At 65.0% G+C, this 20,025-nt stretch carries 15 protein-coding genes; 9 read left to right on the top strand and 6 right to left on the bottom strand.

Annotated elements, in window-relative coordinates; translation table 11 throughout:
* The first annotated feature begins 68 nt into the window (after nucleotides 1–68).
* Together AB4097_RS04840 and AB4097_RS04835 are read left to right on the top strand one after the other, a co-directional pair.
* Nucleotides 69–1,088 carry a patatin-like phospholipase family protein gene (locus AB4097_RS04840; RefSeq protein ID WP_442037470.1) on the top strand — a complete coding sequence of 340 codons (1,020 nt, stop codon included), beginning with the start codon at nucleotides 69–71 and terminating at the stop codon, nucleotides 1,086–1,088.
* 157 nt (nucleotides 1,089–1,245) lie between these two features.
* Entirely contained in the window at nucleotides 1,246–2,289 is a 1,044-nt protein-coding gene (locus AB4097_RS04835) for an AI-2E family transporter (protein WP_442037513.1), read from the top strand.
* Here AB4097_RS04835 and AB4097_RS04830 read toward each other — a convergent pair.
* Together AB4097_RS04830 and AB4097_RS04825 are read right to left on the bottom strand one after the other, a co-directional pair.
* Nucleotides 2,183–4,069 (bottom strand): metallophosphoesterase family protein, encoded by a 1,887-nt coding sequence (locus AB4097_RS04830; RefSeq protein WP_442037469.1) that lies wholly within the window; start codon nucleotides 4,067–4,069, stop codon nucleotides 2,183–2,185. The genes AB4097_RS04835 and AB4097_RS04830 overlap by 107 nt on opposite strands.
* A 95-nt stretch (nucleotides 4,070–4,164) precedes the next feature.
* Nucleotides 4,165–5,178, bottom strand: a complete 1,014-nt coding sequence (locus AB4097_RS04825) for a diguanylate cyclase (RefSeq protein WP_442037468.1) — start codon at nucleotides 5,176–5,178, stop codon at nucleotides 4,165–4,167.
* Nucleotides 5,179–5,527: 349 nt separating this feature from the next.
* Between AB4097_RS04825 and AB4097_RS04820 the strand changes: the two genes are divergently transcribed.
* The 6 genes from AB4097_RS04820 (at nucleotide 5,528) to AB4097_RS04795 (ending at nucleotide 13,927) form a co-directional block, all read left to right on the top strand.
* The gene (locus tag AB4097_RS04820; protein WP_442037467.1) at nucleotides 5,528–7,321 is read left to right on the top strand and encodes a thiamine pyrophosphate-requiring protein; all 1,794 of its coding nucleotides are present in this window, start codon (nucleotides 5,528–5,530) and stop codon (nucleotides 7,319–7,321) included.
* Between the two features lie 158 nt (nucleotides 7,322–7,479).
* The gene (locus AB4097_RS04815; protein WP_442037466.1) at nucleotides 7,480–8,610 is read left to right on the top strand and encodes a sugar ABC transporter substrate-binding protein; all 1,131 of its coding nucleotides are present in this window, start codon (nucleotides 7,480–7,482) and stop codon (nucleotides 8,608–8,610) included.
* Between the two features lie 81 nt (nucleotides 8,611–8,691).
* Nucleotides 8,692–10,221, top strand: a complete 1,530-nt coding sequence (locus AB4097_RS04810; protein WP_442037465.1) for a sugar ABC transporter ATP-binding protein — start codon at nucleotides 8,692–8,694, stop codon at nucleotides 10,219–10,221.
* Nucleotides 10,214–11,314 (top strand): ABC transporter permease, encoded by a 1,101-nt coding sequence (locus AB4097_RS04805; protein WP_442037464.1) that lies wholly within the window; start codon nucleotides 10,214–10,216, stop codon nucleotides 11,312–11,314. Before AB4097_RS04810 ends, AB4097_RS04805 begins: the two co-directional genes overlap by 8 nt.
* A gap of 14 nt (nucleotides 11,315–11,328) precedes the next feature.
* Nucleotides 11,329–12,297: an ABC transporter permease gene (locus AB4097_RS04800; protein ID WP_442037463.1), complete on the top strand. Its 969-nt coding sequence runs from the start codon at nucleotides 11,329–11,331 to the stop codon at nucleotides 12,295–12,297.
* A gap of 496 nt (nucleotides 12,298–12,793) precedes the next feature.
* A complete protein-coding gene (locus tag AB4097_RS04795) occupies nucleotides 12,794–13,927 on the top strand; it encodes a GNAT family N-acetyltransferase (protein WP_442037462.1) in 1,134 nt (377 codons plus the stop codon).
* A gap of 195 nt (nucleotides 13,928–14,122) precedes the next feature.
* Here AB4097_RS04795 and AB4097_RS04790 read toward each other — a convergent pair whose 3' ends face one another.
* The 4 genes from AB4097_RS04790 to AB4097_RS04775 form a co-directional block, all read right to left on the bottom strand.
* Nucleotides 14,123–14,491 carry a hypothetical protein gene (locus AB4097_RS04790; protein WP_442037461.1) on the bottom strand — a complete coding sequence of 123 codons (369 nt, stop codon included), beginning with the start codon at nucleotides 14,489–14,491 and terminating at the stop codon, nucleotides 14,123–14,125.
* A gap of 183 nt (nucleotides 14,492–14,674) precedes the next feature.
* Nucleotides 14,675–15,496, bottom strand: coding sequence for a lytic murein transglycosylase (locus AB4097_RS04785; protein ID WP_442037460.1), 822 nt, complete (start codon nucleotides 15,494–15,496; stop codon nucleotides 14,675–14,677).
* Between the two features lie 89 nt (nucleotides 15,497–15,585).
* Nucleotides 15,586–16,452, bottom strand: a complete 867-nt coding sequence (locus tag AB4097_RS04780; RefSeq protein WP_442037459.1) for a hypothetical protein — start codon at nucleotides 16,450–16,452, stop codon at nucleotides 15,586–15,588.
* 286 nt (nucleotides 16,453–16,738) lie between these two features.
* Entirely contained in the window at nucleotides 16,739–17,908 is a 1,170-nt protein-coding gene (locus AB4097_RS04775; RefSeq protein ID WP_442037458.1) for an alpha/beta fold hydrolase, read from the bottom strand.
* A 157-nt stretch (nucleotides 17,909–18,065) separates the two neighbouring features.
* On the opposite strand from AB4097_RS04775, the gene AB4097_RS04770 reads away from it, so the two are divergent.
* Nucleotides 18,066–20,018 (top strand): adenylate/guanylate cyclase domain-containing protein, encoded by a 1,953-nt coding sequence (locus AB4097_RS04770; protein ID WP_442037457.1) that lies wholly within the window; start codon nucleotides 18,066–18,068, stop codon nucleotides 20,016–20,018.
* Nucleotides 20,019–20,025 lie beyond the last annotated feature (7 nt).

Below are 20,025 nucleotides of genomic sequence, written 5' to 3'. Positions count from 1 at the left end.
GCTCGCATGATGGCTGCCGAGGTTGCGCAAGAGAGGCCGGTGTCGGTCTGGCGCGGCGGAGGTGCATCATGAAACGGAGTCCGGTCCTGGTGGATCTGGCCCTTCAGGGCGGAGGATCGCACGGCGCATTCACCTGGGGCGTGCTGGACCGGCTTCTCGAGGAGCCCTGGCTTCGCATCACGGGCATTTCAGGTACATCGGCCGGCGCGATGAACGCTGCGATCCTGGCGGATGGCTGGCTCGAAGGGGGCGCGGAGGGGGCCCGCCATGCGCTCGACCGATACTGGAGACGCGTGTCACGGGCCGCGGCCTTCAGTCCCTTGCAACGCTCGCCCCTGGACCGTCTCATGGGCCGCTGGACGCTCGACACGTCTCCGGCCTACGTGGCGATGGACCTCGCCTCGCGGCTTCTCTCGCCCTCCGATCTCAATCCGTCGGGCTTCAATCCCCTGCGCGCGATTCTGGCCGAGAGCGTCGATTTCGAGCGCCTTGCCGGGTCTCCGATCCAGTTGTTCGTCACGGCGACGAGCGTGCGGACGGGGCGCGGGCGCATCTTCCGCAATGGCGAGATCACGCCTGATGTCCTTCTGGCGTCCGCCTGTCTGCCGACGATGTTCGCCGCCATCGAGATCGACGGAGAACTCTATTGGGATGGCGGCTACGTGGGCAATCCCACCATCACGCCGCTGGTCCGCGAGACCGACGCGCACGACACCATCCTGGTGCAGATCAATCCGCCCGAGCGGACGGACATGCCGCGCACGGCAACCGACATCCTCAACCGCCTCAACGAGATTTCATTCAACTCTCCCTTGATGAAGGAACTCCGGATGATTGCGCTCCTGCGTCAGGTCGCGGATCCCGGAACGGGCGAGGGCGCCCGCTGGGCCCGGATGCGGACGCATCGGATCCGGAGCGACATGCTGGCCGGGTTCGGCGCCTCGTCGAAGCTCAATGGCGAGTGGGAATTCGTGTCGATGCTGCGAGCGGAGGGGCGCCGGGCCGCGAGTGAGTTCCTGGACACCAACGCCGACGATCTCGGCAAGCGCTCGACGGCCGATCTGGATGTCCTGCTGGCGGAGTGCTGAGGCTCGCGCTTCTGGTTCTCGGCAACGAACGAAGCTTGAGTTGCGGAAGAGATCGGGACATTGTCCGATCTGCAAACGCGAACCCGGGGAAGACGATATGGATCGGCCGCAGGCTCCCTCGGAAGCGTCGCATCAGGTACCTCCTCGTCGCTCGTCCATGCACTGGCCGTTGATCACCCTCGTGGTCCTGGCTCTCCTCGGCGCGATCTACGTGGCAGAGGCCGTGATTGCTCCGTTCGCCTTCGCGCTGTTCCTGATCGCGCTCGTCTGGCCGCTTCAGTTCCGGCTTCAGGCCACCATTCCGCGCCTCGTCGCCCTGGCGGTCAGCATCCTGCTGCTCGTGGTGGCGTTCAGCGGATTCGCATCGCTCGTCGTCTGGGCCTTCGGCCGCGTCGGGCGCTGGATCCTGGCCAACATGGGCCGGTTCCAGGAGTTCTACAATCAGATGTCGTTCTGGCTCGAGGAGAGAGGGGTCGCGATAGCGAGCCTGTGGGCCGATCATTTCAACATCGGCTGGCTCGTGGGCCTGACGCAGAAGCTGACCAGCCAGGTGAACACGACCCTGAGCTTCTGGCTCGTCGTCCTCGTCTACGTGATCCTCGGCCTGCTGGAGGTCGAGGGGACGGCCAGGAAGGTCGATGCGCTCCCGAACCGCCGCATCGCGCAGGTCCTGCTCGCTGGGGGCGCGGAAACCGGCGTGAAGATCCGGCGCTACATGGTGGTTCGCACTCTGATGAGCGTTCTCACCGGCGCGCTCGTGTGGGCCTTCGCCGTTCTCTTCGGTTTGCCGCTCGCGCAGGAATGGGGGGTGATCGCCTTCACGCTGAACTACATTCCCTTCATCGGCCCGTTCATCGCAACCCTTTTCCCGACGCTGCTCGCCATGGTCGAGTTCGACACGTGGCAGGCCGTCATCGTGGTCTTCGGCTGCCTGAACGTGATCCAGTTCGTGGTCGGGAGCTATATCGAGCCGCGCCTGTCCGGAAGCATGCTGGCCATGTCTCCCTCGGTGGTGCTGTTCTCCATCTTCCTCTGGACGTTCCTGTGGGGGATCCCGGGGACCTTCATCGGCCTGCCGATCACGATCGCGGTCCTCACCTTCTGTGCCCAGGATCCGGCGACCCGGTGGCTGGCGATGCTGCTCGGTCCACCGGAGGAGACGGATCCGCCCATCCCTGACCGGACCCGTCGGGAAGCCTGACCTCGACGCGCTCGGGCGTGGCGAGTTTCAGCGTCCCGCCGCCGACCGCAAATTTATGCACGAAGAACGACACGCTGCCGTTCTGCGGCGGGTTCATGACCGGAGAGGAGGCGGACACGATCCGCACGCCGCCGCATTGTCCGATCCATTCGGTGTGCCGGTGTCCGTGGAACACGACCAGTCGGTCGGCAAAGGGACGAAGCTGTCCGACGAACCAGGTTCCGTTGATGAGGGCCGTGCCGATGCGCTCGGAGAAGGCTTTCGCGGGCGTGGGATACTCCACGAGATGATGATGGAGCGCGACGATCCAGCCGGCGCGTGGATAGAGCTCCATCGCGGCCGCCAGATCCTTCGCGTGAAGGGCCGATATCAGGCCCAGGGCATTCGTGAACGAGAAATGCGCCTCCGCATTCGAGTTGAGCAGCACCACACCCATGCCGTCGTCGGTCGTCGGCGGAACGACCATGGGAAACACGTCGTCCCAGATCCGGGTCAGGCGCATGGACCGGCGGATGCCGCCGTTGTCCGCGAAGGCCGCGATGTCATCCCGATACGGCGCGAGCGTCTCGCTCAAGGTCGGGCCAAGGCGGCCGCTTTCGGTGTCGAAGCAGAATACCCTGTCGCCGTGCAGCGCTTCCATGATGGACAACGTGCGCAGCTGGCGAATGCGCTTGCCGGGGCTCGTCGGCAGCTCGAGCCGCGCCGGATTAGCACGGTCGACGACGTTCACGTCATGGTTGCCGGGAAGGATCAGCACACGCTCGGCCAAAGCGGGATGGGCCGCAACGGCGTCCATGAACTCCGCCCATTCGCCGGACCGGCCGGCATCCGTCATGTCGCCGGTGATCAGGAAGAGGTCCAGAGGCTCGCGCGCATGAACGGCGTCCAGCCTGTCGAGAACGTGGTGCATCCGGTCGTTGCCCTGTGGCCCTGTCCGGCCGCTTTCGATGCGGAATCCGTAGCGCTCGCCGACCGCATGGAGATCCGACAGATGTGCGACGCGCCAGACCCGGGCGTCGGAGGGCAGGCCGTCGAAGGCCATGAGGTCGGCTGGCCGTCCCAATGCGGCGTCGGCTATGGCCCAGACCAGCGCGGCACCCGTGACATAGCATCCGACGATGACGGTCGCGTTGGCCAGCGCCGGGACGATCAGCTGAAGCGGCGTCAGGAGGTCCCACGCGTCCCCGACCCAGCGCGATGCCGGCCAGGCGAGGACGACGAGCCAGCACGAGAGGGCACTCACCAGAAGGCCGCCTCCCAGGGCGGCGATCGCGTAGAGACGGGTCAGCCGATGGGGCCGGAGACTGGGGGCAAGCCTGCCGGCGATGTGCCGCAACCCTTCGCGGAACAGGGTGTAGATCGGCTGAACGGCCAGGGCATTGAGCGACCAGAAGCTGCGTTCGGCCGCACGCAGCACCGGCTTGCCGCCGAACCATGCGAGGGCGGCGAGACCGGCGAGGATCACCAGCGACCACAAGCCTGCCAGCTCGGTCGCCACCTGCCCGGAGAGGGTGGCGGCCCATCCCAGAACCACCAGGGGCGCGAGTCCCAGGAGGATTGCAGGCAGGCCGATCAGCATGATCCAGGCCAGGACGAGCTTCGGAAGGCTGATCTCCGCCAGAAGCCGCCCGCCGATGGCGAGGAGGGACCGGCTCTTGGTGCTCGCCAGATCGTCCTCCACGTCGCCGCGACGCGGATCGATCAGCAAAGGGGTCGGAGGAAACGGGGCCGGCTCCGGCATCGTCCCTGTCGCCTGGGTGAGCTGAGACTTCGTCGCCATGGCCGTCTCCCGCGACCTGAGAAGGCCGCGCGGCCATCATAAGGCTCCCTTGCGGACAGGACTATGGCACCAGCGGGATCATCCGCGAGGGAAACTTATTCGCCGGCGTTCCACGTGACGCAGCGGTCGCGGCCTTCCCGCTTGGCCCGGTAGAGGGCCGTATCGGCCCGGGCCACGAGAGCGTCCGGGCAGTCCACATCCTCGGGACCGATCGTTGCGAGCCCGATGCTCGTCGTCAGACGTCCGCCGATGCCGCCCGGATGCATGATCCTGGCCGAAGCGAGGGTATCCTGGATCGTCCGTGCGACCGCTAGGGCCCCGGCATGGTCGGTATCCGGCAGGACCAGGGCGAATTCCTCGCCGCCGTAGCGGGCCGCCAGGTCGTCGGGCCGGCTGACCGTTGCCGACAGAATCTTGGCGAATTGCCGGAGCGCCTCGTCGCCCGCCGGATGCCCGGCCCGGTCGTTGAGGATCTTGAAGAAGTCGAGGTCCATCAGCAGGAGGGACAGGCGCTCTCGCGTGCGCTGGAGCCGCCGCCACGCCTGATCGAGCGTCGTGTCGAAGGCGCGCCGGTTCGCCAGGCCTGTCAACCCGTCGGTCGCGGAGGCCCGCTCGAGTTCCCGGTTGAGGCGCCAGAGTTCGAGCTCGTCCACGGCAATCGCCCCGAGATCCTCCAGGGGAGACAGGTCGAACCCGTCGGCGGCCTGCGGCTCGCGCTTGAGGATGCACAAAGATGCGACGGCGGCGCCGTCATCCGTCACGAGCGGCACGCCGGCGTAGAACCGGAAGGGCAGGAGGGGAACGACCGGATGCCCCTCGAGCCGTGAATCGGCCTGCATGTCCCCGATGACCAGGGGCTCTCCCGACGAGATCACGAGCTGGCAGACCGACCGCTCCCGCTCGATCCAGGGACCCACGCCTTCCCCCTGGATCGACTTCATCCATTGATAGCGGTCGTCGATGAAGCCGATGAACGCGGCATCGGCCTTGTAGAACTGGGCAGCCAGGCGGGTGATGCGGTCGAACCGCTCATCCGGAGACGTGTCGAGGATCCCGCAGGAAAAGAGGAAATCGAGCCGTTCGGCTTCGTTGGACGGTGGCTGGGGCACGGCAAACACTTCAAAGTTCCTGTCAGGTCGCAAGGTGAACCAAGCTGCCGTCTCCTACCTCAGCAATGCACGAGCGGCTACTGCGGCTCCGGTGGATAGTGCGGAAAACCGGATTAGCTGTCGGCTCGTTGCGTCGGGAGCGGCGGCATGGGGGGCATGGGGGGCATGGGGGGCATGGGGGGCATGGGGACACTACGATATAAACTTATATTGCAAAGCGCCCGATTTTCAATTCGTTCCAAGCGGAGTGCGGCGACCTTCCGTGTTCGGCTCATGACCCACGATCATCGTCATGCAACCGCGCCTGAGCCGCATGTGTTGAACGGGTGATCCCAGACAGGAGCCCGTGATGGCAGAGACAGTGGCCGATTTCATATGGCAGCGCTTGCAGGAATGGGGCGTGCGCCGGGTCTACGGCTATCCCGGCGACGGCATCGGCGGCCTGATCGCGGCACTGGCCCGCGTGGAGGATGCCGTCGAGTTCGTCCAGGCGCGGCATGAGGAGATGGCCGGGCTGATGGCCTGCGCGGAGGCGAAATTCACCGGCGAGGTGGGTGTCTGCATCGCGACGTCAGGGCCAGGGGCCATCCATCTCCTGAACGGTCTCTACGACGCGAAGCTAGATCACCAGCCGGTCCTTGCCCTCGTCGGCCAGCAGGCGCGCACTGCCATCGGGGCCCATTACCAGCAGGATCTCGACCTGCAGGCGCTCTTCAAGGACGTGGCCGGTGCCTATGTGGAAACGGCCTCGACGCCTGAGCAGGTGCGCCACCTGATCGACCGGGCCTACCGGATCGCCAAGGCGGAGAGGCGGGTCACCTGCGTGATCCTGCCCAACGATCTCCAGGCCGAGCCGATGGTCCAGCCCGCGCGCGAGCACGGCATGACCCATTCGGGGGTCGGCATCGAGATGTCGCCGGTCGTCCCGAACGGCGCGGCGCTCAACCGGGCCGCCGAGGTGCTGAATGCGGGCAAGCGGGTCGCAATCCTGGTCGGCGCGGGAGCACTCGGGGCGACGGACCAAGTTGTCGCCGTCGCGGAACGGCTGGGGGCAGGCGTTGCCAAGGCGCTTCTCGGCAAGGCCGCGGTGCCCGACGATTTGCCGTTCTGCACCGGGTCCATCGGCCTTCTGGGCACGAAGGCGAGCTGGGACCTGATGACGGAATGCGACACCCTGCTGATGGTCGGATCGAGCTTTCCCTACACGGAGTTCCTGCCGAAGGAGGGACAGGCCCGGGGCGTGCAGATCGACCTCGATGCGGGCATGCTCGGCCTGCGCTATCCCATGGAGGTCAATCTCGTGGGCGACGCGGCCGCCACATTGGCCGCCCTGCTGCCACTCCTCGACGAGAAGCCCGACCGCTCCTGGCGCGAGACCATCGCGACGAACATCGAGGAGTCGCGCAAGCAACTCGCCGGCATGGCCGCGGCGTCCGCCCGGCCGATCAATCCTCAGCGGGTCGCAACCGAGTTGTCGCCGCGCCTGCCCGACCGCTGCATCGTGACCGCCGACAGCGGCACGACCACCGTGTGGTATGCGCGCGACCTCGCGTTCAGACGCGGCATGATGGGCTCCGTCTCCGGAACCCTGGCGACCATGGGATGCGCGGTGCCCTATGCCATCGCGGCGAAATTCGCCCATCCGGATCGGCCGGTGATCGCGCTCGTCGGCGACGGCGCCATGCAGATGAACGGCCTCGCGGAACTCATCACCATCGCGAAATACCGCGACCGGTGGACCGATCCGCGCCTTGTCGTCATGGTGCTGAACAACCGCGATCTTGCCTACGTCACGTGGGAGGAGCGGGTGCAGTCGGGCGATCCCAAATGGGAATCCTCACAAGGCTTGCCCGACGTGCCCTATGCCGAGTTCGCGAAGTCGATCGGCCTCGACGGCCTGCGCGTGGAGGACCCGGAGCAGATCGGTGCCGCATGGGACCGAGCGCTCGCGGCGGACCGGCCGTTCGTGCTCGACATGGTGACCGATCCCAACGTGCCGCCGCTTCCGCCGCACATCACCCTGAAGCAGGCGCGTCACTTCATGGGAGCGCTCGTCAAAGGCGATCCGGACACCGGCAGCGTGATCGCGAACACGGCACGCGAGATCGTCGGCTCGATCCTGCCGTCGAAGGACAAGTCGTAAGCCACAGGTCGTATCATCCGTTTTGGTTGGGTGGGAAGGAGGCGTCTTCTCGGCTGCCTCCGCTTGTCTTACGTAACGGCGCGACCTAACATGCTAGTTGGTCCAGGTTCGCCACAGACGAACCAGATCCGGGAAGAACGCCATCCTAGGAGGATCATATGGCACGCGCTGCTCGCCTGTCTGCACTTGCTTTCACCGGTTTTCTGCTCTCGTCCGTTGCATCCCTCGCGGGTCCCAAGACTGTGTCGGGTCCTGGCCCCGATCCGGGCTGCTTCAAGCCATGGAATGCCCAGACCAAGTACATGCAATGGGACAAGAAGCCCGGCCCCTATCGCATCGCGGTGGTGAACGGCTTCGTCGGCAATACGTGGCGCATCCAGATGATCCAGACCGCCAAGGCCTATGCCGAGCAGCCTGGCATGAAGGACAAGATCAAGGAGCTGAAGGTCGTCTCGACCGGCACCGACGTGGCCGCGCAGCTCGGCGCCATCGAGGATTTCATCAACCAGGGCTACGACGCCATCATCACCATCGCGGTGGCGCCCGAGGGCTTCGACCGCGTGATCCGTCTGGCGGATCGCAGCAACGTGGTGATCGTGCCCTTCGACAACGTGCTCGACACCGACAAGGTCATGCAGGTGAACGAGGACCAGCTCGAAATCGGCCGGCTCTCGGCGCGGCATCTCCTGAAGGAGCTGGGACAAAAGCGAGACGGCAAGATCCTCGAAGTGCGGGGCCTGCCCGGCAACTCGGTGGACCGTGACCGCCATCTCGGATTCCGCGAGGTGATGGAGAAGGAAGGCAAGTTCCAGATCGTCGAGGTGGTGGGCAACTGGGACGACGGCACGGCCCAGAAGGCGACCGCCGACGCACTCGCCGTGCACGGCAAGTTCGATGCCGTGTTCACGCAGGGTGGATCGACGGGATCCGTCCGCGCCATGATGGACGCGAAGCATCCCTTCGTGCCGATGGCCGGCGAGGGCGAGAACGGCTACCGCAAGCTCATCGCGCAGCATGCGAGCGAGGGGTTGAAGGGCTTCTCCTACAGCCAGTCGCCCGGTCTCGTGGCCATTTCCATGAAGGCCGCGCTCTCGGCGCTCGAAGGCAACCCGATGCCTCAGCTCATCTCGGTGCCGATCCCGGCCGTCGACTACACGACCCTCAAGGACAACGTGAACTTCTGGTCGAACCTCTCCGACAACTTCTTCGCCGCCAACGAATTCCCGGCCTGCGGCGTGAACGTGACGGCGCCCGAGATCATGGCGAAGGACGCCAAGAACACGCAGTAAGAGGCTCACGGTCAAAGCACATCGGATCCTGTCCGGACGGATGCCCGGACAGGATCCTCCTCCGATTGTCGAAGAGGCCCCATGCCCGCACCAGCGCCCTTCTTCGCCCTCGAAAACATCTCCAAACGCTATGGCGGCGTCCATGCCTTGCGGGATGTGGATTTCGCGTGCAGCCGCGGGTCGATCCACGCCGTGCTCGGAGAGAACGGCGCCGGGAAATCGACCCTGATGAAGATCATGGCGGGCGTCGTTCAGCCGGACGAGGGCCGCATGATCCTCGAAGGTACACCCGTCACGTTCCCGAACCCGTCGGCGGCGAACCGAGCCGGGATCGTGTGCATCTTCCAGGAGCTTTCGCTCATGCCGGAGCTCACGGTGGCCGACAACATCACCCTGTCGAGCCCGCCGCGCCGCCTCGGGTTCATCGACGGCCGCGCGCAGCGCCGGCGCTCGGAAGAACTGCTCGCCCGCATCGGCTGCCAGGATATCAGCCCCTTGAGCCGCGTCTCGGACCTGCCGCTCTCCCGGCGGCAGATGGTGGAGATCGCGAAGGCGCTCGGCCGCGATCCCAAGCTCCTCATTCTCGACGAGGCGACCTCGGCGCTGACGGCTGCCGACGTGGACCGTGTCTATCGCATGCTGTTCGAACTGAAGGCCCGGGACCTGAGCATCCTCTACATTTCCCATCGCATGCATGAGATCAACGCGCTGGCGGACCGCTGCTCGGTCTTCCGCAACGGGCGGCACATCGAGACCTTCGCCAAGGGCGCGCGAAGCCATGACGAGATCATCGGCCTCATGATTGGTCGCGAGATCGAAGGCCAGTTTCCGCCAAAGCCGAAGCGGCCGCGTCCGGCGCCCCTTGTGACGATCCGGGACCTTTCCTGGGAGAACCGCCTCAACGGCGTCGGGCTCGAAGCCGGACGCGGCGAGATCGTGGGACTGGGCGGCCTCGACGGGCAGGGGCAGAAGGAATTGCTGCTCGCGCTGTTCGGCGTGCTGCGCGGCGTCCGAGGCACGGTGACGCTTGACGGGCAGCCCACGGCCGCGACGTCGCCGAAGGCCGCCAAGAACGGGCGGGCCCGCATGGCGCTTGTGCCGGAGGACCGAAAGAGCGAAGGGCTCATCCTCTCCATGTCGATTGCCGACAACATCGCCATGGCGTCGCTCGATCGTCTCTCGCATGGAATATTCATCGATGCGAACCGCACCCGGCGCGCCGTGGAGCGGGCCATCGAGCAGCTAAGGATCAAGGTCGGCGATGCGGGCGATCCGGTCTCGACCCTGTCGGGCGGCAACCAGCAGAAGGTGGTGCTCGCCAAGTGGCTTGCGACGGACCCCGACGTGATCCTGCTCAACGATCCGACCCGCGGCATCGACGTCGGCACCAAGCAGGAGATCTACCGGCTCATGCGCGAGCTCGCGGAGCAGGGTGCCTGCATCCTGTTCTACTCGACGGATTACGAGGAGCTGATCGGCTGCTGCGACCGCGTCGCGGTCATGTATGACGGCCGCATCGTGCGCGAACTGGAAGGCGATGCGATCACGGAGCGCAACCTCATCGCGGGCGCGCTCAACATCTCCGAGCGGCGGGAACCGGCCCATGTCTGACACGGTGCTCACGCCCGCCGCAGCGGAACCGCAGGAGAAGACCCGTCGGTGGGGGAGCGACCTGCGCCTGAGATGGCGGCAGCACGCCGGCATTCTCGGGGCGCTCGCGCTCTTCCTCGTGCTGTACCTGTTCTATCAGATGAGTCACCCCCGCGGATTCACCGGTCAGATCCTGGTCCAGAACGCCAACGAGGTCTTTGCCCTGGCGCTTGTGTCGATGGCGCAGACGGTGCCTGTGCTCATGGCTGGCCTCGATCTTTCGGTCGGTGCCGTGATGACCCTCGTGGGCTGCATCGCGAGCCACCTCGTCGACGGCAGCCCGGCCGAGATCGCGCTCGGCATCGTCGTCTGCATCGCTTCCGGCGCCGCATGCGGTTTCGTCAACGGATGCGTGGTGGTGTATGGGCGCATTCAGCCCATCATCGCGACGCTTGCGACGAGCGCGATCTATATGGGGTTCGCCCTCATCCTGCGCCCGACACCCGGCGGCAAGGTGCAGGAGGACCTGTCCTGGGCGGTCACGAGCGACGTGCGCGAGTTCGCGGCAACCTTCGGGCTCTTCGACGGGGGCGAAGCCGCCTGGCTGCAACCTTTCGCATGGATTCCGGTGCCGCTTGTGCTGCTTGCGCTGATCATCCTTCTGGTCTGGGTGCCGTTCACCCGCTCCGTCACGGGGCGCACGGTCTATGCGATCGGCTCGTCGGAGAGCGCCGCCTACATGTCGGGCCTGCCGATTCATCGGGCGAAACTCGCGGCCTTCACGTTGGCCGGCCTCTTCGCCGGTCTCGGTGGACTGTTCCTCGCACTCCAGACCTCATCCGGCAATGCCGACATTCCGCAGGCGGGAGCCTATACGCTGAATTCCATCGCGGCCGTCGTCATCGGCGGCACATCGCTTCTCGGGGGCACCGGCAGCGCCATCGGCTCCATGATCGGCGCGATGGTGCTGCGCACGATCTCCTTCAACTTCCGCATCTTCGACGTGGCGCCCCTTCTGCAGCCTCTCTTCGAGGGAATCGTGCTTCTCGCTGCCGTGAGCCTCGGCGGCCTGAAGCTGCTGCGGCTCAAGAACAAGCTCGAGGTGTTCCGGTGAGCAGAACGGCCGACATGATCACCGCGCCACGCAGCCTGCGCCTCGGGCCCGACGACAAGCCCGTGGTCTTCGCGGCCGGCTTCGTCCTGCTCATCCTGCTCGTCGGAACCGGGTACACGCTCTACACCCAGGGGAGCGCGCCGCTCCTCCAGCCGCAATATCTCCTGCAGCAGCTTCAGGTGGGGGCCTTCCTCGGCATCGTGGCGGCCGGACTCATGGTCGTCATCCTGCTCGGCCATATCGACCTTTCCGTGCCCTGGACCCTGACCGCCGCGGCCATGATGGCGACCGCCGTCGGTGGCCCGTGGGCGATCCCCGCAGGCATTGGGGTCGGTCTTCTCGTGGGCATCGTCAATGGACTGGGTGTCGCGTATCTGCGCGTGCCGTCCATGATCTTCACGCTCGGGATGAACGCCGTGATGCGCGGCCTCATGGTGGCGCATACCGGCGGCTTCGCCCCGCAGACGGCGGCCACGGATCTGATGCAATATCTCGCGGTCGCCCGGATCGGCGGCGTGATTCCCATGGCGCTCCTGGTCTGGCTGGCGGTGTCCGTCGTGGTCGTGGCGATCCTCACGCGCACGACCCTCGGCCGTTCCATCTATGCCATCGGCAATCGCGAGCGGGCTGCCTATCTCTCGGGCGTCGACACGAACCGCGTGGTCCTGATCGCGTTCGCGCTTTCAGGCGCGGCGGCGGGCCTCGCCGGCGTGCTGCTCGCCGGGTACTCCACCAAGGCCTATCAGGGCATGGGCGACGCCTATCTTCTCCCGGCCATCGCCGCCGTGGTGATCGGCGGCACCAACATTCTCGGCGGACGCGGACGCTATCTCGGCACCCTCGTGGGCGTCATCCTGATCGTGCTCCTGAACTCGGTGCTCTCCATCATGCAGATGCCCGAGGCCGGTCGGCAGATCATCTATGGCTGCGTCATCATCTCCATGCTGCTCGTCTACGGGCGCGGCGGTCGCATTACGGTGTGAGCGGAGCGATCCTCGTCGCGAGATGCCCGAGCGCACCGTGACGCCCGGTCGGCCTGACCCTGCTCCGGCCAGGAGAAGGAGCTACGGCTTCCAAGAACGGTGTTTCGCCCGAACTGAAACCGGAGGTCTGCCCGAACCGTGGAGGGACCCTTAGCGTGCCTCACCCCACTGTTCCTCTGATTCCGCAACGGGCACGGAATCGAATGTCAATATATTTTGAATCAATCTAAAGAGCAGTCCTGTCCAGATAATCCCATCCATAAGGGTAATGGTCTCATCCCTGCGTGAAGGTTAAGTCAGAATAGCTCCAACTCGAGCAAAAGATTCATCTGCAATCAATCAGGATGTCGTCGACATGGCGGAGAGGCTTAGGGAGGCTTTCACGCTAGATCAGCGTCTCAGAATCGAAGTATATCGCTCGCACAGGCCCTTGAAGACTGTGTGGAAGGCACTACAAAGCGAAGGTTGCTGCACGGCATTCCAAACTTACGGTTGGATGTCTCTGCTTCTGGACAAGGTCGGGAATGCACTATCCGCCACCCCGGCCATTGTTTTAGTCAGGAGCGAAAGCGGGACGCCGCTGATGCTGGTCCCGCTGGCCGAGACGCAGGACGGGTCGAGACGTGTTCTGGAGTTCATCGACTTCGGCATCAGCGACTATAACGCGCCGATCATTCGCAGGGATTTTGCCGAGCAGCTCGCGCGACGGAGTTTCTCTCCATTATGGAGTCGAATTCTGGAGCGTATCGGCAAGGTGGACGCGGTGAGCTTCCGGAAGATGCCGTCCACCATAGAGGGAGCGCCGAATCCCTTCACTCGTTTGAACTGCCAGTTTGACATGGTCGCCTTCAACAGCCCGCTCACGGACGGCTTTGCGCCCTATATGAAGACGCTGGGCAGTCGCATGAACGGCGAGTTGCGGCGGACCCGCCGCAAGCTTGAAGCCATGGGGGCCGTCGAACTGAGGGTGGCGTCCGACCCGGAATCCGCAGCCGCCTTGTTGAAAACCACGGTCGAGTACAAATCGGCATGGTGTCGCGCAACCGGCGCTCATGATCTGATCGGCGAGCCGGCCTATGCGGAGTTTTATGACGCCTTCGCCCGTCAGCAGGTGGGGAGTATCGCACACACGAGCGCGCTCATGGTTGGCGACCGCATGATCGCCGGAAATTTCGGGCTTGTCTGGCGCGGCCGGTTCTACGGACTGATCCAAAGCAGCGACTTCGAGAATTACAGAGTTCACTCACCGGGAAACCATTTGCTGGTCGAGATCATCCGCTGGTGCTGCGACAACGGAATCGCGTTGTTCGACTTTTCCATCGGCTCGGAATCGTACAAGGGACGGTGGGCGGACGGAGAGGAACAACTTTACCGGTATTCGCAGGCTTTCACCGTCATGGGAATGCTGTTCGAGGCGCAACAGCGCGCGCGGGTCGAGTTCAAGAGCAAGGCAAATCCACAGCTTGTCGCGGTTCTTCGGAACGTGCGGGACAAGGCCAGAGCGCTGATGCCGGAATCATTGACGCTTGCCAGCCGGTATGCGCGGACCGAGATGCGCAAGCTCAAACATGGCTTCAATCTGGCGGTTTTCTATATCTGGCCTACGGCGATGTTGGCGGGACAGGGGTAAGAACGAAGAACCTCGTAGGATGGCTCTGACCTAGCGCATCGTGCGGACCCGAAGGGCCGTGTCAGTGAAAGGCGGCCCAGCTTTTCGCAGGAACCATGTGCTCCTCAAAGCTGGAGCACCGGAATCGATCCCAAAAGTGCAAGTCCGCGTTTGGGATCGATGCTCTAGAAAAATATCCTGAGCCCAAGTCTGGCGCTATACCTTCGATGCGCTCAGATCCCGTTGTAGTTGAGCGGGGTCGATGGCCACCTTCAGGACCGTTCCGCCGAAATCCAGGACGAGGACGGGCTTGTCGCCACCATGCTCGATGCGTGTGCTCAAGGGCTGAACCGGCACGCTCTTGAAATGGTTCGGCCCTGCATTCTCGGCAAACGCCCTGGGCGGCTTGCCCCGGTGAGTCCGCACCATCTCGCCGAGTAGGTCCGTGACGAGGGGCGTGGAATCCACCGTGCTGAGGAGAACCTCGTATTCCCTGTCCGTCTCGGTGCGGACGCCTAAGGCGACGATCGCACCATCGTCGGACACCTGGACCCGCCAGGCCTTTGAGCCGATTCTCTTGACCAAACCCGTTCCTCCCGAAGCGCCGCCATCCGGCACGCCCCTCGATAGCTCGCACAACCGGCTTCCTGTCAATCCCGGCGGTGCTCTCCGGTCGGAGGAGGACAGGCCATCTCTGAGCTTGAAAAGTGAGGCGCGAGTTCACCCCTCCTTGAGGGAGAGGTCGTGCCTTAAGGCGCGGGTGAGGGGTTAGAGGTCCGCCGACCTGCGCGCGTTGCCGTCGATCTGCTGGCCGATCAGCGCGATGGCCTGCTGGTAGACCGATGCGGCGTTCCAGGCCTGGATCGCCCGGAAGTTGGGCTCGCCCGGCTGGTATCCGGCGCCGGCGCGCCAGCCATGGGCCTTGAGGAAATTGGCCGTGGCCTCCAGGGCGTCGGCGGTGTTGTCGAGATTGCCGCCCCGGCCGTATTGCAGGATGTTCTTGGGCATGAATTGGGTCTGGCCGATCTCGCCGTGCATGGAGCCGCGCGTGCTGCCGGAGAGGACGCCGCGGTCGATCAGCTCCAGGGCCGCATAGAGCTGGTCGGTGAAGAATTCCGACCGGCGGCAATCATACGCGAGGGTCGCCACCGCCGAGAGCGTGTTCTGGTTGCCGCGCTGGGTGCCGAAGGCCGTCTCCATGCCCCAGATGGCGATGAGCGGGCCGGGCGGGACGCCGTAGCGCTGTTCCAGGGACGCGAAGAGGGAGGCGTTCGACTGCTTGAGAGAACGCCCGCGCGACACGATCACCGGCGCGCCGCGCTTGGCCATGAACTGGTCGAGCGAGAGCCGGAAGCTCTTCTGGCCCCGGTCGGCCCGGATGGTGGCCGTCGCGTAATCCGTGTTCATGAGCGCGGAGATCGCCGTTTGGCCGACACCGTTGGCCTTCGCTTCCTGCGAGAATTCCCGTTTCCAATTCTCGAACCCGGCCGCGCTGCTGCCGCATTGCGCGGCCTGTGCCGTCTGGGCCATCCCCGCGAGCGACGCCAAGGCGGTGAAAGCGGCGATCCTGTATTGCCAGCCCCTGATCATTCGTTGTTCCTTCCGCATCGGTTGCACCGGACACATGCTGTCGCATCATCCCGGCCAAGTTGAGGCATAATGGTCAAGCTTCGTAACGCTTAGTCCAGGTTGACGGTTCCCAGGCCGAAGCCCGTCCTGTCGGACGTGATCCAGACGGCGCCTCCACCGACCATCATGCCCTTGTCGCGCACGAAAAGGGTCTCGAAGGTGGATTTGGCGACCGCGTCGCGGATTGCGGCGTCCAGGACGATCCCCTTCGCGGCGACCAATTGGGCGCGGTCGCGCAGATTGCGCCTGACCTTGCCGGTGATGACCAGGGGATAATGGGCCACGCGGGCGAGAAGTTCGACATCGCCGGACCGAAAGGCAGCCTTCACGCGCCTGAAGCCGTAATAGGCCTCATAGGGATCGAACTTCTGCGCACGGTAACTCGCCTCGATGTCGGGATTGAGCTTCGGCCGCGAGAACCCGGATTCGGGCGTCTTCACCGGCAGGTCGAGGGACCGGCGCAATTCCCGCGCCAGAAGGTTCAGGGCCCGGTTGCGGTCGTAGAGCGTCTGGAGTTCCGGGGAACGGCCGGGGCCGGTTCCCGCGTCCAGCGCGCCCGTGATTTCCTGCCTGGCGGATTTCGTGTCAGATCCGGCATTGCGCCGGTCGCGCGACTTGGTCGCGTCATCCAGTTTCGCGTCGAGCTGGTTGCTCGCGATCCAGAGCCGTTCCTCCACCTCGGCCAGAACCTCCTCATGCGAGGGCCGGACGGCTGGCCCCCGCGCAAGGTCGGCCGGAAGGGCCTTCATGATCTCCTCGGGCTTCGGGCCTTTCGCATCGGGCGGGGCGCGGAGGTCGATCTTGTAGGTTCGCCCATAGACCTTGACGAAAAAGGGATCGGCCTGGGCCGGAAGGACGACGGACAGGGCGAGAATGCAGCCGAACGCTCCGATGATCCGGGCCGAGAAGCCGCTCATGATCGTCCTGGCTCCATGAAGGGTGCCGCAACATGATACGATGGGCGGTGCGGAGAAGGAATGGTGGAACGGGGTAAGGCCAGGGTTATGAGGGTGGATGGCCCGATGGGATGATTGCGAACACGCTGAGCCCTCATCCTGAGGAGGCCGTCAGGCCGTCTCGAAGGACGAGGGCGCCTCCCGTACTCTCTGGAGGATCCTTCGAGACGCAGCTCCGCTGCTCCTCAGGATGAGGTCAGAGGGTCGCAAATGGCTGTGATCGCCGCCACGAGCCCGCCGTGCCTCCCTACCGTCCCTTACGCCGCGTGCTCCGTGTCGGCGCCCGCAGGCTGTAGCGCTGCATGTCGATCCGGTCGCGGTTGGCGATCTTGTCCTGGCGCTCGCCGGACAGGACGGCGACGATGTCGTCCCGCACGGCGGGAAAGAGACGGTAATACTGATGGGTCTGGAAATCCTGACTCGGGTCGATGGCGTCGCTCACATCCACGGCCGTGACCTTGTCGCTGATGGCTGCCATGTTCTCCGGTCCGTTCACCCCCAGGCGCGGCCCGTTGAACTTGGTCACCGAGCTCAAGGTCGCGAGGATCCAGTCCTTGCGGGTGTGGTACACCGTGACGCGGTTGCCGAGGCGCGGCAGGTAGCGCATTTCCTTGACGTCCTCCAACGCGTCCTCGTCCTCGTCGGCGGCGGCCAGGATGATCTGGTCGAAGGTCTGGCGCAGGCGGTTGGGATCGGGTGCCTCGGTCGGCATGGCGACGAGAGCCGGGACGGGGCGCTCCTCCGCGTCCGGCGCGGGCGCATCGACCGTGCGGATATATTCGCGCGGCTCGCCCTGAGGCACCTGCATGAGGGCCTGCACCGCATAGCGGAACGCGTAGTTGCCCATGCTGTGGCAGATGAGGTGCAGGGGCTGGCGGCACATCGCCCGGCGGGGCAGATTGTCGATGAAGTCGTAGAGAATGCGCATGGTGCGGGCAATCGCCACGCCGGAGCCGCGCGCCGTGCCGCGGTCGTGGAAATAATCCGTATAGGGCAGGGGCGTCGGCAGGGGCGTTCCGATGGACGGCCAGGTGAACGCGAACACGTTGGCGTCGATGCCGTAGAAGTCGAGGATGCTGGCCGCGCGCTCGATTGCGTCCGTGAAGGTGTTCGAGAAGCCGTGGATCACCACGAGCGTCGGCCGCCCGCCGTCCTGCATGTCCTGCCGCAGCTTCTCGAAGATGTCGCGGCTGCCCCGCTGGATGCTCGGCCCGATCAGCTGCTCGGGCGCCACATAGAGCGAACCCGCGATGAAGCTGGACGTCGTCGCCGTGACTCTCGCCTGGGCAGACCCGAACCTCACCGCCGTGCCGTCGATGGGACCCGGCTCCGAACCGAAGCCGACGATCGTCTGCCCGCTTCCGTCTGTGAGCGGCATGCGGTTGGTTGCGAAATAGACCGTCACGTTCTGCGCCATGGCCCGTCTCTCCAGCCGGGGCAGTGTGTCATGCCCGAGGTGAGGTGTCAGTGACAACGGTGGGGTATGGGATCGGCAACGGCCCTTGTTTTCTGTCGGCGATCGCGGGTAACTCTGTGATCGGACGACAAGAGCGCAGGGGCAGGAAGGCAGGCGGATGCGTGTTCGGATCGGCTATCAACCCTCGATCACCGCGCTGTTCGTCGCGGTGGTCCTGGCTGTCGGCCTGTCGCTGGTTTTCCTGAGCTTCGAGCGGGCCCGGTCGATCACCCGCTCGGCCGCCTTGTCCTTCATCGACCGCGTCGCTGATCAAACGACGGACCGGGTGGACGGTCAGTTCAAGGACGTGCTCGACGTTCTGACGGTGCTGCGGCAGCTCAAGCCTGTCGAGACCGGGGCGATCCAGGACAGTCCGGAGCTTTATGCGATCCTGGCAGCCCTCCTGCGGCGGCACGAGCAATTGTACAATATCTATGTCGGCTATGCCGACGGCGCCCTGATCGAACTCGACATCATCGATCGCGCAGGGCCGGGGCTGCGCGCGCGGCTCAAGCCCCCGGCGGGCACGATGTTCCGGCTCACAATCATCGATACGCCGAAGGATGGAACGTCGAGAAGACGCGTCACCTCTTACCTGTCGTCCGATCTCGCGGTCCTCGCCCAGGAGCAACGGGAGGCGGATTACGATCCGCGCGAGCGGCCATGGTATCGCGATGCATTCGAGCCGGGCGCCGGTGCCATCACGGAGCCTTACGTCTTCGAGATGGCCAGCCTGATCGGCTATACGGTGCGCGTGCCGTTCACGCAGGGGCGGGGCGGGGTCGCTGCCGGCGATATCCTCCTCACCGATGCCGAAGCCTTTCTCCGGTCCCAGAAGCTCGGAAACAGCGGCGTCGTGTTTCTCTTCGACGACAGCGGCAAGGTCGTCGCCCATCCGCGCATGTCGGAAATCCTGTCCGCTCAGTCTGCGGGTGCTCCGCTCGATCTGCCTCCTCTCAACAGGCTGCTGAGCGTCGATATCACTCGACCCCTGGAGGCATGGCAGCGGGGCGGCTCACCGCAGCAGATTTTCGACGACCCCAATGGGCGGACCTATGTGGCGGCCTTCCGGCCGATCAAGAGCTCCGGATCCTCCGGACTCCGATTGGCCGTCGTGGCGCCGCTGGACGAGTTCTTCGCGGAGATCGAGGAGAGCCGGCGGAGTCTGGTTCTCCTGGCGCTCGGCTTCGTCCTCGCCTCTCTCCCGGTCGTCGCGTGGATCGGCCTGTTGCTCTCCCGCTCGATGAAGGCGCTCGCGGCGGAAACCGACCGCATCCAGAGATTCGAAACCAATGGACCGGCGATAGACGTTCATTCGATCATCCGCGAGATCGACGATCTCGGGCGCTCGGTCTCAACCATGCGAACGGTCGTGCGGACCTTCGCGACCTTTGTCCCGAAGCGACTGGTCCAGCAGCTTCTTGCGACAGGCGACGGCCTTCGGCTCGGCGGCTCCCGGCGCGAGGTCACGATCCTGTTCACCGACATCGCCGGGTTCACCCATATCACCGAGAAGGCCGATCCCGAGCAGGTGATGATCCGCACGTCACGCTATCTCGCCGTTCTCTCGGCGGTGATCATGGAGCACGGCGGCACGGTGGACAAATTCGTCGGCGACGCGATCATGGCCATCTGGAACGCCCCGGCGGACGATCCCGATCATGTCGCCCGCGCCTGCGCGGCCGTCCTGGCCTGTCGGGAGGCCAACCGCAAGCTCAACGAGGAATTCGAGAGGGAGGGCTGGCCCGCTTATCGAACGCGCTATGGCCTCCATACCGGAGAAGCGGTCGTCGGCACCATCGGATCCTCGGACCGAATGGCCTACACGGTTCTTGGCGCCGCGGTGAATCTGGCCGCGCGGCTGGAGCCGCTCAACAAGGATTACGGCACCGAGATCCTGGTCAGCGAGGCCGTCCGCGAGCAGGTCGCCGACCGGTTCGCGTTTCGAATAATCGATACGATTCAGCCGAAGGGGTTCGAGGCGAGGGTGCGCGTTTATGAACTCTGCGGCGCGTTGGCGGGTGAGGCTGCTCCATCACCTGCCACGTCATCACCGGGCTTGTCCCGGTGATCCCGAT

It is taken from the genome of Microvirga sp. 2MCAF35 (genome assembly GCF_052115545.1).
Lineage (GTDB): Bacteria > Pseudomonadota > Alphaproteobacteria > Rhizobiales > Beijerinckiaceae > Microvirga.
Note: the sequence above shows the minus strand (reverse complement) of the source record. Positions and strands in the feature narration are given on the sequence as shown.